The sequence below is a fragment of the Kordia sp. genome, from assembly GCF_050633145.1.
In the GTDB taxonomy this organism is placed as follows: domain Bacteria; phylum Bacteroidota; class Bacteroidia; order Flavobacteriales; family Flavobacteriaceae; genus Kordia.
Genome location: NZ_JBOEFY010000002.1, coordinates 159073 through 173671 on the forward strand (window position 1 = coordinate 159073; position 14599 = coordinate 173671).

Consider the following 14599-nt stretch of genomic DNA (forward strand, 5'->3'; position numbering starts at 1 on the left):
CGAAATGAAATGAAGAAAACTGTATCGAGAAGTACTATAGAAATATTTTGCTTCAAGGGAAATCTCGATACTAGTTTGTTGCACAAATTCACTCGGTCTGACGTTCATATAACTAAAAAACAGAAATTCAAAATTTGCTTCTTTTAATCAAGTCCTGGGCAATTTTACAGTATTAAAATTATATTTTTCCAAATTAAACTTTCAATAATTTTTGAAAGTTTAAAAATTATTATATATTTGAACCATGGAATACAAAGAAGCAAAAGATAAATTTATACAGACTTGGGGATCATTAGGAACCTTATGGGGAATTAACAAAGCAATGGCACAAATTCATGCATTACTTTTAATTTCTCCTGAACCTTTATCGATGGAAGATGTTATGGGAGAATTGCATATTTCAAGAGGAAATACAAGTATGAACTTACGCCAATTGATCGATTGGGGAATTGTATACAAAACATCAAAAGTTGGTGAGCGAAAAGAATACTTCGGAACAGAGAAAGATGTCAATGAACTCGCTAAACAAATAGCACGAGAACGCAGTCGAAGAGAAATTCAACCAACGCTAAAAGTACTAAAAGAAATAAGTTCTATAGAAGCAGATGGTTCTGAAAAAACGAAAGAATTCATCAAACAAACAAAAGCGCTACATGAATTAGCAGAAACGGCAGACTCACTCATGAATCGAGTCGTTAACCAAGAGGCAAATTGGGTGACAAAAACACTGATTAAACTCTTAAAATAGAAACAAACACGAAAGGAATTCATTTTCCTTTTTATTTTCAATATAACTTTCAAAAATTATTGAAAGTTTTAAAAACACAATAGTTATGAAATTCATATACAACATCAACGGCATCATCTACAGCATAACACTCTTACTGTATCTTACTATTATTTTGGGTATGTATATGCAAATAGTTTTAGGGATTTTTCAAGTTCTATTTTTCCTAATACTACTATTTAATTATGACAAGTTTTCTGAAAAAATAAAAAGTCACCTTACAATTTATGGTGTGCTCACAGGAGTATATTTACTCTGGTTTTTCTCTGGATTTTACCCTAAAGATGATTGGATGTTATTACTTATCACATTAGTCCCCATGAGTATTGGAACTTATTTTACCTATATCGTGTATAAAGTTAATCAGAAAGTATTATGAAAAATATATGTCTACTCACCTATCTAAAAAAAGGATTTCAAAAATCCACAAATAAAGAACAGATCATTGATTTTTATGACAAAGCAACGGACGATTATCGTTTTTGGAGTAAGGATCTAAATATGCATTTTGGGTATTTTATTCCTTTCAAGACCTCTTTATTTACACGTGATGGAATGCTGAATCAGATGAATACGGAAGTGCTAAAACGATTAGATATCAAAAATCAAAAAAAGCATATTGTAGATTTAGGTTGCGGAATGGGCGCTTCTATTCGTCACGGAATTGCAAATCATCCAAAATTAGCAATCACTGGTTTGACAATTTCTCCATTTCAAGTGGAAAAAGGAAATGAACTCTTAGACACTAATCGCGGAACAATTTTAAATAGAGATTACCGCAATACCCATTTTAAAGAAAACTCGTTTGATGGTGCAATGGCGATAGAAAGTTTGTGTCATTCAGGTTGTAGCACAGATGCTTTGCAAGAAACCTATCGCATTCTCAAACCAAATTCTAGATTTGTTATTGCAGATGCTTTCACAAAAAAAGACTTTAAAAAAATGAATCCGCTCGCAAAATACACATATAAAGGTTTGTGTGATTCATGGAGTTTAGAAAGCTTAGGAAATATCAACCGTGTAATTTCTGACATGGAACAGCTAGGTTTTAAAGACATCAAAGTACAAAATATATGGTATCGTGTAGCGCCATCTGTATTACATGTTCCATTTGCGATTAGCGGATTTATTTTGAAAAAACTATTCAAAAAAGAGTCATTAAAACCTGAAAGTAAGAAGAATTTAAAAGGTTCATTCTTTGCCCTACTAACTAGTCTAAGCATGATGAATTTTGGGTATTACATGATTACAGCTAAAAAATAAGAAACTATGACTTCAATTTTGAAAAAAAACAAGGAATTAAATTTCATCACTGCTTTTGTGACTTCAACATTAATGTATGTACTGTTTTTTTACACCATTAATGAGTTAGATATAGACCTAGAAATAATCCGTTCAGCTATAATTCTAACATTTTCAGGCTTTGTAAGTACTTTAATTTTAAGTTATCAGGATTCGTTTTCGTTAAAATTCGCATTAAACCAGACAATATTGATTCTAATTTTTCAATACTTTCTACTATTGCTTGTATTTTTTAACCTGTATACAATCATACTATTATTTTACGCTATTCCTATTGGAATTTTGTTTGTCAGTCTCGGTGCTTTCGTAGGGTATGTACTATGTAAAGAAGCTAAGATATCATAGTTAAAAAGTAGATCAATATGAACTTCAATATCATCAGTTACATACTATACATTCCAATAATCTTCTTTATTACGATAAAAGTAGGTTGGATATTATACAAAAGTGGCGAAGTGTTTTTATGTAACATTTTTCAGAATGATATTGAGATGACACAAAATTTAAACAGGCTTTTACTAATGGGGTATTACCTAATCAATTTAGGAGCAGCAACAATTACAATTACGTATTGGGACAGCGTAGAAAACATCCAAGAAATGATCAATACGCTTTCTAATATCCTTGGAAAAACAATACTGTTATTAGCACTTTTACATTACAATAATATCTTTTGGATTAAATTTTTAAACAGAAAAAAACAAAAAATAAATTAACACATTATGGGATCAACAAAAATTATCATCGCGTATTTCATCTATTTACCAATTGTCATTGGATTGACCATTTTCGTTTCAAAAAGACTATTTGAAAGCGGAAAAAGCTTTATGATCGAAATCTTTAGAGGGCAAGAAAACATTGCATTGGCAACCAACAAATTATTTAAGGTTGGTTTCTACCTCGTTAATATTGGAATGGGATTAATTCTGATGAAAATCTCAAATTACAGTTATAACATTGACAATCAGTCACTCATAGAAGTGATGGGATTAAAAATCGGAAGTTTTTCTATCTATTTGGGAGTCATGCTTTTCTTAAACTTATTTTTATTCTTGCGTGGGAGAAAAATAACAAGACAAGCCCAAAGACCGCCTGTAACTCCAACATTCACAACAGAAAAATAAACAGATGAAACATTCATGATTAATTGTAAAATACACAACGAAATGATTATAAATGTTCCATCTAACCGATTCAATAAAATAAATATAAACAGATGAAAAAAATGATTATTGCTGGTGGAAGTGGATTTTTAGGGCAATCGCTCATCTCCTATTTCTTGCCAAAAGATTATGAAATCATAGTCTTATCAAGAAACACTAAAAATACAGGAAATGACAACCTGCGTTATATAGAGTGGAATGCAAAAACACTTGATATTTGGATGACCGAATTGGAAGGTGCCGATGTATTAATCAACCTCACGGGAAAGTCAGTTGATTGTCGCTACAGCGAAAAAAACAAAGCTGAAATTCTAAATTCCAGAGTTGATTCCACAAAAGTGCTAGGAGAAGCTGTACAAGCGTGTGCTGTACCTCCAAAAGTATGGATGAACTCATCTACAGCAACCATTTATAAGCATTCGCTAGAACGAAAAATGACAGAAGAGAATGGAATTATTGGAGACGACTTTTCAATGAACGTAGCAAAATCTTGGGAAAAAGCTTTTTATAGTTGCAAAACGCCAAAAACAAGCAAAATTGCATTGCGGACTTCAATTGTATTAGGAAAAAATGGTGGCGCTTTTATTCCATTGAAAAGCTTAACAAAACTAGGTTTGGGCGGAGCACAAGGAAACGGAAAACAAAAAGTAAGCTGGATTCATGAACATGATTTTTGTCGCGCTGTAGATTTTTTGTTGGATAAACACCTGTCTGGAATTTTTAATGTAACGGCTCCAAACCCAATTCCGAACAAGCGCTTTATGAAAGTTATTCGTAAGATAATGAAAGTTCCTTTTGGACTCTTTCAACCAAAATGGTTACTCAAATTTGGTGCACGCATCATAAAAACAGAAGCCGAATTGATTTTAAAAAGTAGGTATGTAATTCCTGAAAAGTTAGTCGCTGCTGGTTTTCAATTTCATTATCCGACTGCTGAAAAGGCAGTTGAAGAAATTATCAATCGTCATTAAATAAAAAAACTATCCTATTTTTGTAGTCTTAAATCTAATTTTGGGAAGAAAGAAAAAAAATATTTGGACTAAGAAAAACATTATAAATCTTATCTTATTTTTTGGAATCATAGTTGTTTTACTAAAAATAAACATATATGATAAAAATAAACTAGCTAACGATTCCTTTAAAACTGTTGGTGTAATAGAAAAGTTGCACCCTAAAAAATCAATAGGAAAACGTTCTAAAGATGCTATTTATTTCTACTTTATCAAAAATGACATTGTATACCATAAAATATTAACTAAGACTGTAGGTGTAATTAATAATCATAAAATAAAATTGAATGATTGCTTTGAATTAAAAGTAGCTAATTCAAGTAATAGTATTTATGAGTTAAATTTAACAAAGAGAATTGATACTTTCATTGATAAGAAATTATATCAAAAACATGACTACAACAGTTTTATTCATAGAAACATAATAGAATGATACATCATTAATTCTAAATCAAATAAAGATAAGCTTTGATTACTATTACACTAAAAACACATATCAAAGCGCCAATCTTGACTGTTTTTGATATTTCTAGAGACATTTCAGAACATGAAGCTTCAACCAAAAACACACGCGAAAAAGCAATCGCTGGTGTAACTTCAGGGAAAATCGGCTTAGGAGAAACGGTTACCTGGCGCGCTAAACACTTTGGATTCTATCTAAAACATACAAGTATAATTTCTGAATTTCAATCGCCAACCTATTTTGTGGATGAAATGGTAAAAGGAATTTTCAAAAGTTTACGACACGAGCATATTTTTGCAACAATGGAGAATGGAACGGAAATGGTCGATATTTTTAAATATCAAGTGCCTTATGGTATTTTTGGTCGCCTTTTTAACTACTTTATATTAAAATCATATCTCACAAGATTTCTACAAGAACGCAATCAACATATCAAACAAAGAGCTGAATTGTTAAATTTAACAGTTTGTTAGGTTTTCCAATCTCTGCATTATTTTTTATTTCAACAATTATCAATTACTTTTGAAAAAATAATTAGTTCGCAAATGCCAAATAATCAACTGGATCCTAACAAGTGGATTACCCTCTATGCTGATTATCTTTTCAATTATACAATTGTAAGGGTGAAAGATAGAGAGACTGCGCAAGATTTAGTCCAAGAGACTTTTTTCGCAGGATTAAAATCAATGGCAAATTTCAAAGGAGAAGCTTCAGAGAGAACTTGGCTTATCTCTATTTTGAAACGAAAAATCATTGATTATTATCGAAAAATAAATTCTAAAAAAGGGCAAGCTGAAGTTAGAATAAATTACAATTCTGATACAGAATCTGAAGGAGATTGGTTAGAAGAACGTGTTGCTGACAATTATGACAAAAATGCCGAAGACCAAATACAAAACGAAGAACTCGGACTTGCAATTGAAGACTGCATAGACAAACTTCCCGAAAAGCAAGCCGCTATCTTTAAAATGAAAACAATTTTAGGATACGACACCGAAACTATTTGTAATGAATTAAATATTACTGCGTCTAACCTTTGGGTTATCATCCACAGAGCGAGAACCGCACTTTCTGGATGCCTCGAACAGAATTGGTATTAATAATAAAGTAAATGAGTACAAAATATAAATTTTTTATTTCCTGTGAAGAAGCTAAACATATCTGTGACAAAGCGCAGTATGGAGAAGCTGGCTTTTGGGAAACAATAAAACTCAAATTGAGACTTTCTTGGTGTCACATTACAAGAGCATACTCAAGTAAAAATAGCAAACTAACAGAGCTTCTCGACAAGTCAAAGTTAGATGCAATTGAAAAAGACAAGAAAGACGAAATGCAACGCAAATTGCAAGAAGAAATGAACAAATACTAATTACGTAAGTAATAAAAGTAAAAACCATAGTATCGGAATACTTTCAACCCAAAAAGCTGTAAAGTATTTCGATTTTTTTATGGCCGATTTCCAAATAGAGAATCCTAATAAAGAACCAATGCCTACTGTTATAAAAAATGCTGTAGATACTGAGTTTCTAATAAGGTATTCTATCACTACAAACAGTACAACCCACAAATAAGCAAGTTGTTTTGTACGTCTAATTCCAATACGTTGTGGCAAGGTTCCTAAAGCTGACGCATCATACGACAAGTCACTAATTTCAAACGGAATCATTAAAATTAACACCAAAATAAAACGTTGAAGACCTGTTAAAACAACGTTTGTTTCTCCAACAAATACATTCGCATTTATAATAGGTAATAGCACAGTAACACCTGTCCAGCACAACGCTACAATAGAAATTTTTAATCCAGCTAAAGTTCTCAAATTTTTTTGCTTGGGTAAAAATGGAATAATATAAAGAGACGATAATAAGCACAATCCAATCGCAACTATCAATGTTTTAAATTGCAATTGATACGCATAATAACAAGCCAAAACAAAGCAAATAAAACTCAATAATTGAATTACTTTCATATATTTTCTAGTCACAAAAAAATATTGCTTCGCAGAACTTCCATATTTTATAAAATTATACGTCACAATTGTTCCATAAAATGTGAAATATAAAACAGCTTCATCATACGGTAACTCAAATAAAAGCAGCGTACAATACGTCAATGCATATACGCTAAAGCCTATATGAATACTACTGTCTAAATAAAAATTGAAAAGTTTTTTTAAAACATTCATTACACAAAAATAACTAAACTGTTCATAACCTATCTTTTTCGTTAAGAACTTTCCCTGCTCATAAGATTATAAAATTATAAAGAAGTGATTTTTTAATTGTATTTTCGTGCCATAAACACAACTATAAAAAAGAAAACATTATAGCTGATGAAAACTGATTCTTTTTCATTGAGACACAATGGAACACGTGCAAAAGATGTTCCATATATGTTGCAAACTATTGGAGTTGATTCACTAGAACAACTTATTGACGAAACTATTCCAAATGGAATTCGTTTACAAGATCCGCTTGCGCTCCCAAAAGGACTAAGCGAAAACGAATTTTTATCGCACATGCAAAACCTTGCTGGACATAATAAAATTTTCAAAACATATATTGGATTGGGATATCATGAGCCAGTAACGCCTCCTGTAATTCAACGTAATATTTTTGAAAATCCAGGATGGTATACTGCATATACGCCATATCAGGCCGAAATTGCACAAGGAAGACTGGAAGCTTTATTAAACTTTCAAACTGTAGTAACTGAATTGACAGGTATGGAACTTGCCAATGCTTCTCTTTTAGATGAAAGTACTGCAGCTGCTGAAGCAATGACGATGCTATATGGAGTACGATCAAGAGCGCAAAAAAAGGCTAATATTGTCAAGTTTTTTGTTTCTGACGAAGTATTACCGCAAACGATTTCTTTATTAAAAACACGTGCCATTCCAATTGGAATTGAATTGGTTTTTGGAAATCATGAAGAATTTGACTTTTCATCAGAGTTTTTTGGAGCTTTATTACAATACCCTGGGAAATACGGACAAATTTTTGATTATAAAGCATTCACCGAAAAAGCCAACGAAAACGAAATTAAAGTTGCAGTCGCAGCTGATATTTTAAGTTTGGTATTGCTAGAATCACCAGGAAGTTTTGGAGTAGATGTTGTTGTTGGAACAACACAACGTTTCGGAATTCCATTAGGTTATGGTGGTCCACACGCAGGTTTCTTTGCTACCAAAGAAGCATACAAACGTAACATTCCTGGTCGTATCATTGGAGTTACAAAAGATACTGACGGAAATCGTGCATTGCGCATGGCGTTACAAACACGTGAGCAACACATTAAAAGAGATAAAGCAACTTCTAATATATGTACGGCGCAAGTATTACTAGCTGTTATGGCTGGAATGTACGCTGTATATCACGGTCCAGACGGATTGCGTTATATTGCAAACAATGTACATTCTAAAGCTGTTAACCTAGCAAACACGCTTGAAAAATTAGGCTTTGAACAAACAAACACAGCATTCTTTGACACAATTGTTGTTAAAGCAAATGCAGTAAAGATCAAAGAAATTGCAGAGCAAAACGAAGTAAACTTTTTATACATAGACGACGAAACTGTTGGAATTTCAATCAATGAAGCAACAACAGCTCTCGATTTGCAAGACATTGCTTTCATCTTTGCTACTTCTGTAGAAAAAGAAACTATCGAAATTGACAGCACAGATGCTTCAAAAATATTACCAGCTGTAGTTCGTGAAACTACTTTTATGGAAGATGATGTATTCAACAGTTATCATTCTGAAACAGAAATGATGCGTTACATCAAAAAACTAGAGCGTAAAGACTTATCATTAAACCATTCTATGATTGCTTTAGGTTCTTGTACAATGAAATTAAACGCTGCGGCGGAAATGTTATCGTTAAGTTCTGCACAGTGGAATAACATTCATCCTTTTGTTCCTGTAGAACAAGCTGAAGGCTATCAAATTCTATTAAAAGAATTAGAACACCAATTAAATGTAATCACAGGATTCGCAGGAACTTCATTGCAACCAAACTCTGGAGCGCAAGGAGAATTTGCTGGATTAATGGTTATTAGAGCATATCACGAATCTCAAGGAGATACACACAGAAACATCTGTTTAATTCCTGCTTCTGCACACGGAACAAATCCTGCAAGTGCAGTAATGGCTGGAATGAAAGTTGTCGTTACAAAAACTACAGAAGATGGAAACATTGATGTAGATGATTTACGTGAAAAAGCAATCTTACACAAAGATAATTTAGCTGCATTGATGGTAACATATCCATCAACGCACGGTGTTTTTGAAGCCACAATCATGGAAATTACGCAAATCATTCATGATAATGGCGGACAAGTATATATGGATGGTGCAAACATGAATGCGCAAGTTGGATTGACAAATCCTGCTACAATTGGCGCAGATGTTTGTCACTTAAACTTACACAAAACATTTGCCATTCCACATGGAGGTGGCGGACCTGGTGTTGGACCAATATGTGTAGCGGCTCATTTAAAACCTTTCTTACCAAGCAATCCAGTTATTCAAACTGGTGGAGAAAAAGCAATTACAGCAATTTCTTCAGCACCTTGGGGAAGCGCATTGGTATGTTTAATCTCTTACGGATACATTGCTATGCTAGGTTCTAGAGGATTGACAGAAGCTACAGAATATGCAATTTTAAATGCAAACTATATCAAAGGAAGACTAGAAACTAAATTTGATATTTTATATACAAACGAACGCGGACGTTGTGCGCATGAAATGATTATTGATTGCAGACCTTTCAAGCAACACGGAATTGAAGTTACCGATATTGCAAAACGCTTGATGGATTATGGTTTCCATGCTCCAACAGTATCTTTCCCGGTAGCTGGAACTATTATGATTGAGCCAACGGAAAGCGAAAGCGTAGCTGAATTAGATAGATTCTGCGATGCGATGTTAGCAATTTTTGGTGAAATATCTGAAGCTAGTGCAGACGATGCAAACAATGTGATGAGAAATGCACCACATACTTTAGGTATGCTAACTTCAGACACTTGGGACCTTCCATACTCACGTCAAAAAGCAGCATTCCCATTACCGTATGTTGAAGATAACAAATTTTGGCCATCAGTTCGTAGAGTTGATGATGCTTATGGAGATAGAAACTTAATTTGTACATGTACTCCAATTGAAGCGTACGCGGAAGCATAAAGTTTTAAAACATACAAGCAAAGTAATAAGGAGCGTTCAAACAAACGCTCCTTTTTTTTGAGTCCTTTCCAATTTCTGTTGAAATATTATCAGTTTAAAAGGTTTTATCCTACAAATTCACTAAATCTTTAACATTTGAATGCATTATCCTCAAAAATCCTATTTTTAAAGTCATTCACGGCGTATAATCCTTAATTTAGTAGTCTTAATCCCTAAATTAAAATTAGTATGAATGTCAAAATAACTGGGGCAGGATGCTATATTCCATCTGAAGTTGAAATCAATGAAGCTTTCCTTGAACACCAATTTTTAAATGAAGATGGTAGCCCGTTTAAACAAAATACAGACATAATTATAAAAAAATTCAAGTCTATTACTGGAATTGATGAACGTAGATATGCTGAATCTCATCATTCTTCTTCAGACTTAGGATTTTTTGCAGCTGAGAAAGCAATTGAAAATGCTAATATTGATCCGGAAGAGTTAGACTATATCATTTTTGCACATAATTTTGGGGATGTAAAACACAATACCGTTCAAAGCGATATGGTACCAAGTTTAGCCAGTAGAGTAAAACACAATTTGCGTATAAAAAATCCAAAATGTGTAGCTTACGATGTTGTATTTGGTTGCCCTGGCTGGCTTGAAGGTATGATACAAGCGTATGCATTTATCAAAGCAGGAATTGCAAAGAAATGCCTCATTATTGGTTCGGAAACATTGTCAAGAGTTGTAGATGTACATGACCGAGATTCTATGATTTATTCAGATGGAGCTGGTGCAACTATTATTGAAACGACAACCGAAGATTGTGGTATTATTGCACATGAAACCGCAACACATTCGTATGATGAAGCACATTATTTATACTTTGGAAAATCAAACAATCCTGAGTTGAGTGATGATACACGTTATATAAAAATGTACGGTCGTAAAATATACGAGTTTGCATTGACAAATGTACCGTCTGCCATGAAGGCATGTTTAGACAAAAGTGGTGTTGCTATTGATGATTTGAAGAAAGTATTCATTCATCAAGCCAATGAAAAAATGGATGAAGCCATCGTAGAACGTTTTTACAGTTTGTATGACAAAGAAGCTCCCGAAAGTATTATGCCAATGATCATTCACAATTTAGGAAATAGTTCGGTTGCAACCATTCCTACTTTATTTGATATGGTAACCAAAGGACAAGTAGATAATCAAGATATACAAAAAGGCGACATTATTATGTTTGCAAGTGTTGGTGCAGGAATGAACATCAACGCGATTGTTTATAAATATTAGCATGAATCAAGATACAATTGCCATTATTGGTGGCGGAAACTTAGGAAAATCTATTGCACAAGGATTGTTAAAACAACATAATGATCCTTCACAAATTTATGTGACGCGTACAAAAGTGGAACTTTTAGAAGATCTAAAAGGACAAGGCGTTCATACAACTTCTGATAATGTTTTGGCTGTACAACAGTCTAAAATATTAATTTTTGCACTCAAACCGTATCGTATAGAGAGTGTACTTAAAGAACTAGCACCCTATATTACAACCGAACATTTGATTATTTCTGTGATCAGTGATTTTTCTTTGTCACAACTTTCAAACTGTGTTGCCAGCGATATTCAAATCGTTCGCGCGATGCCAAATACAGCAGCAGCAATTGGCGAATCGCTTACATGTTTGGCGTCTCATAACGCTTCCGCAGAAAATATAAAAAAGGCTCAGTTTATTTTTGACGCTTTGGGCGAAACTATTGAAATTGACGAAAGCTTGATGGATGCCGCAACCGTTCTTGGTGCTTGCGGAATTGCGTATGTATTGCGTTTTATCCGTGCAATGATTCAAGGTGGAATTGAAATTGGATTTGATGCCAAAACAGCGACCAAAATTGCATCACAAACCGTAAAAGGTGCGAGCGAATTGTTACTTCAAAACGGCAATCATCCTGAAGAAGAAATTGACAAAGTAACCACGCCAAAAGGCTGTACCATTGCTGGTTTGAACGAAATGGAGCATCAAGGATTTAGTTCATCACTAATTAAAGGAATAAAAACATCTATTGAAACGATTCAGAAGGATTGATTTTATTTTAGACCGCTTTGCTTTTAGACTTGTTCCCGCGTAGGCGGGAATCTGTTAGATCGTTTTGCTTTTAGATCGCGCTAAAGCGCTTTTAGATTTTTGGGTATTTGGTATTGGGTATTGGGTGTTTTTTGAAATCTAGAATCTTCTCAGGAAACTAGTCTATTAGAAATACATAACTGTTCTCGACTGCGCTCGAACTGACATTTAGAAATTCCCAAACGTCTCTTCGAGTGATTTTTCAGAAGGAAATGAAGAAAAATAGTATCGAGAAGTACTTTATAAAGAGAGTGTTTTTGCTTTTGGTATTTGGTTTGAAATCTAGAATTTTCTTAGTAAAATAAACTCCTAAACTAGCTAATCACTTCCTAGCTGATCTCGATACAAATTTGTTGCACAAACCCACTCGATCTGACGCTTTGAACATGTTATAAATACTTCGTAATCTTAGAGCTCATTGGTTTAGTTAGCGAGTAATAATAATTGAGTAATTCACCATTTTCATCAACGATGTATTTTTGAAAATTCCATTTTACACTCGAACGCTTTTTTCCGTTTAATTTCTTTGACGTTAACCAGGTATATAGTGGATGTTGATTTTTTCCTTTTACTTCTAACTTCTCCGTAAGCGGAAACGTTACACCAAAATTAATGGCACAAAATTCTTGAATCTGAGAAGCATCTCCTGGTTCTTGTTTCCCAAATTGATTGCATGGCGAACCAATAATAACCAATTGATCTTTATACGTATCGCTCAACTCTTGCAACTCTTTATATTGTTTGGTAAATCCGCATTTGGAAGCAACATTTACAAAAAGTATTTTCTTTCCTTTATAAGCTACTAAAGACATTGGATTCCCGTAAAGATCATTGATCTCAATATCGTAAATAGATTGTTTTTCTGTTTTCATCATAACTATATTTTTCTATTTACTTCGCTCCTATTTTAGCACTAATCCAATCGTTTATAGCAGGAATCATGCGAAGTTTATAAATTACAATTCCGTTGACAATCATAAACGTTCCTACTTTTATCATAATATCTAAAATGATTGTATTGCTTGTAGGAATGTTGTGCAACAAACTCACACTTCCTACAAATGAAAGTAACAGCCAAATATGCTTTTGCGTAAATGGTTGAATTTTATATTTTGAATAGATAAAAATCAGCTTCACAGTATTATACAACGTCATGGAAATCAATGTAGCATAGGCTGCACCTTCAATTCCCATGTTAAGATATTTGATAAAGTAAATATTCAATGAAATGTTTAGTACAACCAAAATAGCAATGGCAACCATATTGAAACGATAGTACTTTGAATACAGTAATATGTGCGAATTGAACGAAGTTGTCATATCAATAACCACATTAAAACTCAGAATTAAAATGACAGGAATTGTATCAACCAAGTTTTCACGTGTTGGTAAAATGGAAAACAAATCATCTACACCTAAAAAGATACAACAGAGTAAAAATCCGCCAATAGCGAATAGCAACTTAGAAACCTCTTGATACTTTTTTCCTAACGAAGTAATATCATCTTTGGCAATATATTCTGTGATGATCGGACTATAAATAGTGTACAAACCAATGGCTGGAATTGCCAATGTAGCTGCTAACACAACACCAATACTATAGGTTCCGTTTGCGGTCATAGCGTTAGCGCCTTCAATTAAATTTGGCACCATAATTCCATCTATCTTAAACGCTAGTAATGAACCTAGAATGCTAAAAAAAGCAAACAAACTGTACTTTGCATATTCATTCTTAAAAGAACGATTAAATACTTTTTTGGACGCGAAATTGAATTGAATTTTCGCCACTTTTTTCACATACCACAAAGCAATTATCATAATCACAACAAAACAACCTACATAGATAATTTTCCCTATTTCAATTGTGATACTGTTTGCTAAGTAGAGTAAGAATATGATTGGAAAGAAAATTTTAATCGAAAAACGTTCTAACACGGTTGGAATCGCAATTTTTTTATAGTTTGATGCTTGTCGTTTACACACATCCATAATCGCGAAAGCAAAACCTACAATAACTGAGTATTGAATATAATCAAAAGCATGAAAATCGGGTAACATGCTCGACAAGGAACTTGCCAATAATAAAAATACAATCGAAAATAGAATACTATTTACAACAACAATGAGCAATGTAGTTGAAAAAAAGATATTACGCTTTTCAGCAGATTCTTTAAATCGCGGAAAATAGTTCACTAACGATTGCGAAGTTCCAAACACAAAAAACGCCATAAGAATTTGCGCTCCATCAAAGATATAACGCATAATTCCGAGAAACTCTTTGTCATTTGGGTAAATAAAAAGCGTAGACACAATTCCAATAGCCGCACCAACATAGTTGATGATACTAAATTTAAGCGTTTGTGATGATACTTCTTTTTGGTGTTTTTCCAATCTTAGAAAATGTTATAATCACAAATGTACATAAATGTATGGAACGTGTCTTACTTTTAAAAAATGATCCTAATTATCTATCAGTGTTTCGACACATAATTTATCCGCTTGGACCTATTTTGCGAATAAAAATAGATTTATCTTGAAAAGAAGTAGCATCAAAAAAGCGAACCTAAGTTCGC

Annotated in this window: 16 protein-coding genes; 13 read left to right on the forward strand and 3 right to left on the reverse strand. The window is 33.2% G+C overall.

From position 1 onward, the window contains the following. Positions 1-244 precede the first annotated feature (244 nt). The 10 genes from ACRBBL_RS01135 to ACRBBL_RS01180 all read left to right on the forward strand — a co-directional run bounded on the left by ACRBBL_RS01135 (position 245) and on the right by ACRBBL_RS01180 (position 6094). Complete coding sequence (locus ACRBBL_RS01135; protein WP_431367190.1) at positions 245-748, forward strand: GbsR/MarR family transcriptional regulator; 504 nt, start codon at positions 245-247, stop codon at positions 746-748. 85 nt (positions 749-833) lie between these two features. Beyond that, positions 834-1166 (forward strand): hypothetical protein, encoded by a 333-nt coding sequence (locus ACRBBL_RS01140; RefSeq protein WP_431367191.1) that lies wholly within the window; start codon positions 834-836, stop codon positions 1164-1166. Beyond that, on the forward strand, positions 1163-2050 hold the full coding sequence (locus ACRBBL_RS01145) for an SAM-dependent methyltransferase (protein ID WP_431367192.1): 888 nt from the start codon (positions 1163-1165) through the stop codon (positions 2048-2050). The genes ACRBBL_RS01140 and ACRBBL_RS01145 overlap by 4 nt, the downstream gene beginning before the upstream one ends. Before the next feature lie 401 nt (positions 2051-2451). Continuing rightward, entirely contained in the window at positions 2452-2805 is a 354-nt protein-coding gene (locus ACRBBL_RS01150; protein WP_431367193.1) for a hypothetical protein, read from the forward strand. A gap of 6 nt (positions 2806-2811) precedes the next feature. Further along, positions 2812-3213 (forward strand): hypothetical protein, encoded by a 402-nt coding sequence (locus ACRBBL_RS01155; protein ID WP_431367194.1) that lies wholly within the window; start codon positions 2812-2814, stop codon positions 3211-3213. 92 nt (positions 3214-3305) lie between these two features. After that, a complete protein-coding gene (locus tag ACRBBL_RS01160; protein ID WP_431367195.1) occupies positions 3306-4223 on the forward strand; it encodes a TIGR01777 family oxidoreductase in 918 nt (305 codons plus the stop codon). 40 nt (positions 4224-4263) lie between these two features. Then, positions 4264-4695 (forward strand): hypothetical protein, encoded by a 432-nt coding sequence (locus tag ACRBBL_RS01165; protein ID WP_431367196.1) that lies wholly within the window; start codon positions 4264-4266, stop codon positions 4693-4695. Between the two features lie 35 nt (positions 4696-4730). After that, positions 4731-5198: an SRPBCC family protein gene (locus ACRBBL_RS01170; RefSeq protein WP_431367197.1), complete on the forward strand. Its 468-nt coding sequence runs from the start codon at positions 4731-4733 to the stop codon at positions 5196-5198. 72 nt (positions 5199-5270) lie between these two features. Beyond that, the gene (locus ACRBBL_RS01175) at positions 5271-5825 is read left to right on the forward strand and encodes a sigma-70 family RNA polymerase sigma factor (protein WP_431367198.1); all 555 of its coding nucleotides are present in this window, start codon (positions 5271-5273) and stop codon (positions 5823-5825) included. Positions 5826-5836: 11 nt separating this feature from the next. Next, positions 5837-6094 carry a hypothetical protein gene (locus ACRBBL_RS01180; RefSeq protein WP_431367199.1) on the forward strand — a complete coding sequence of 86 codons (258 nt, stop codon included), beginning with the start codon at positions 5837-5839 and terminating at the stop codon, positions 6092-6094. Here the strand turns inward: ACRBBL_RS01180 and ACRBBL_RS01185 are convergent, their stop codons facing one another. Next, positions 6095-6910, reverse strand: coding sequence for a hypothetical protein (locus ACRBBL_RS01185; RefSeq protein ID WP_431367200.1), 816 nt, complete (start codon positions 6908-6910; stop codon positions 6095-6097). Positions 6911-7057: 147 nt separating this feature from the next. On the opposite strand from ACRBBL_RS01185, the gene gcvP reads away from it, so the two are divergent. The 3 genes from gcvP to proC all read left to right on the forward strand — a co-directional run bounded on the left by gcvP (position 7058) and on the right by proC (position 11987). Next, the gene (gene gcvP, locus ACRBBL_RS01190; protein ID WP_431367201.1) at positions 7058-9904 is read left to right on the forward strand and encodes an aminomethyl-transferring glycine dehydrogenase; all 2847 of its coding nucleotides are present in this window, start codon (positions 7058-7060) and stop codon (positions 9902-9904) included. 228 nt (positions 9905-10132) lie between these two features. Continuing rightward, on the forward strand, positions 10133-11191 hold the full coding sequence (locus tag ACRBBL_RS01195; protein WP_431367202.1) for a 3-oxoacyl-ACP synthase III family protein: 1059 nt from the start codon (positions 10133-10135) through the stop codon (positions 11189-11191). Position 11192: 1 nt separating this feature from the next. Further along, positions 11193-11987 carry a pyrroline-5-carboxylate reductase gene (gene proC, locus ACRBBL_RS01200; RefSeq protein ID WP_431367203.1) on the forward strand — a complete coding sequence of 265 codons (795 nt, stop codon included), beginning with the start codon at positions 11193-11195 and terminating at the stop codon, positions 11985-11987. Positions 11988-12415: 428 nt separating this feature from the next. Here the strand turns inward: proC and ACRBBL_RS01205 are convergent, their stop codons facing one another. Further along, positions 12416-12901 carry a glutathione peroxidase gene (locus ACRBBL_RS01205; protein ID WP_431367204.1) on the reverse strand — a complete coding sequence of 162 codons (486 nt, stop codon included), beginning with the start codon at positions 12899-12901 and terminating at the stop codon, positions 12416-12418. A gap of 16 nt (positions 12902-12917) precedes the next feature. Further along, positions 12918-14417: a lipopolysaccharide biosynthesis protein gene (locus tag ACRBBL_RS01210; protein WP_431367205.1), complete on the reverse strand. Its 1500-nt coding sequence runs from the start codon at positions 14415-14417 to the stop codon at positions 12918-12920. Positions 14418-14599: the final 182 nt, after the last annotated feature.

Bases quoted from the DNA above. Each gene is read 5' to 3' on its own strand.
- ACRBBL_RS01135 (WP_431367190.1), top strand. From the start codon at position 245: ATGGAATACAAAGAAGCAAAAGATAAATTTATACAGACTTGGGGATCA.
- ACRBBL_RS01140 (WP_431367191.1), top strand. From the start codon at position 834: ATGAAATTCATATACAACATCAACGGCATCATCTACAGCATAACACTC.
- ACRBBL_RS01145 (WP_431367192.1), top strand. From the start codon at position 1,163: ATGAAAAATATATGTCTACTCACCTATCTAAAAAAAGGATTTCAAAAA.
- ACRBBL_RS01150 (WP_431367193.1), top strand. From the start codon at position 2,452: ATGAACTTCAATATCATCAGTTACATACTATACATTCCAATAATCTTC.
- ACRBBL_RS01155 (WP_431367194.1), top strand. From the start codon at position 2,812: ATGGGATCAACAAAAATTATCATCGCGTATTTCATCTATTTACCAATT.
- ACRBBL_RS01160 (WP_431367195.1), top strand. From the start codon at position 3,306: ATGAAAAAAATGATTATTGCTGGTGGAAGTGGATTTTTAGGGCAATCG.
- ACRBBL_RS01175 (WP_431367198.1), top strand. From the start codon at position 5,271: ATGCCAAATAATCAACTGGATCCTAACAAGTGGATTACCCTCTATGCT.
- ACRBBL_RS01180 (WP_431367199.1), top strand. From the start codon at position 5,837: ATGAGTACAAAATATAAATTTTTTATTTCCTGTGAAGAAGCTAAACAT.
- ACRBBL_RS01185 (WP_431367200.1), bottom strand. From the start codon at position 6,910: ATGAATGTTTTAAAAAAACTTTTCAATTTTTATTTAGACAGTAGTATT.
- gcvP (WP_431367201.1), top strand. From the start codon at position 7,058: ATGAAAACTGATTCTTTTTCATTGAGACACAATGGAACACGTGCAAAA.
- ACRBBL_RS01195 (WP_431367202.1), top strand. From the start codon at position 10,133: ATGAATGTCAAAATAACTGGGGCAGGATGCTATATTCCATCTGAAGTT.
- proC (WP_431367203.1), top strand. From the start codon at position 11,193: ATGAATCAAGATACAATTGCCATTATTGGTGGCGGAAACTTAGGAAAA.
- ACRBBL_RS01205 (WP_431367204.1), bottom strand. From the start codon at position 12,901: ATGATGAAAACAGAAAAACAATCTATTTACGATATTGAGATCAATGAT.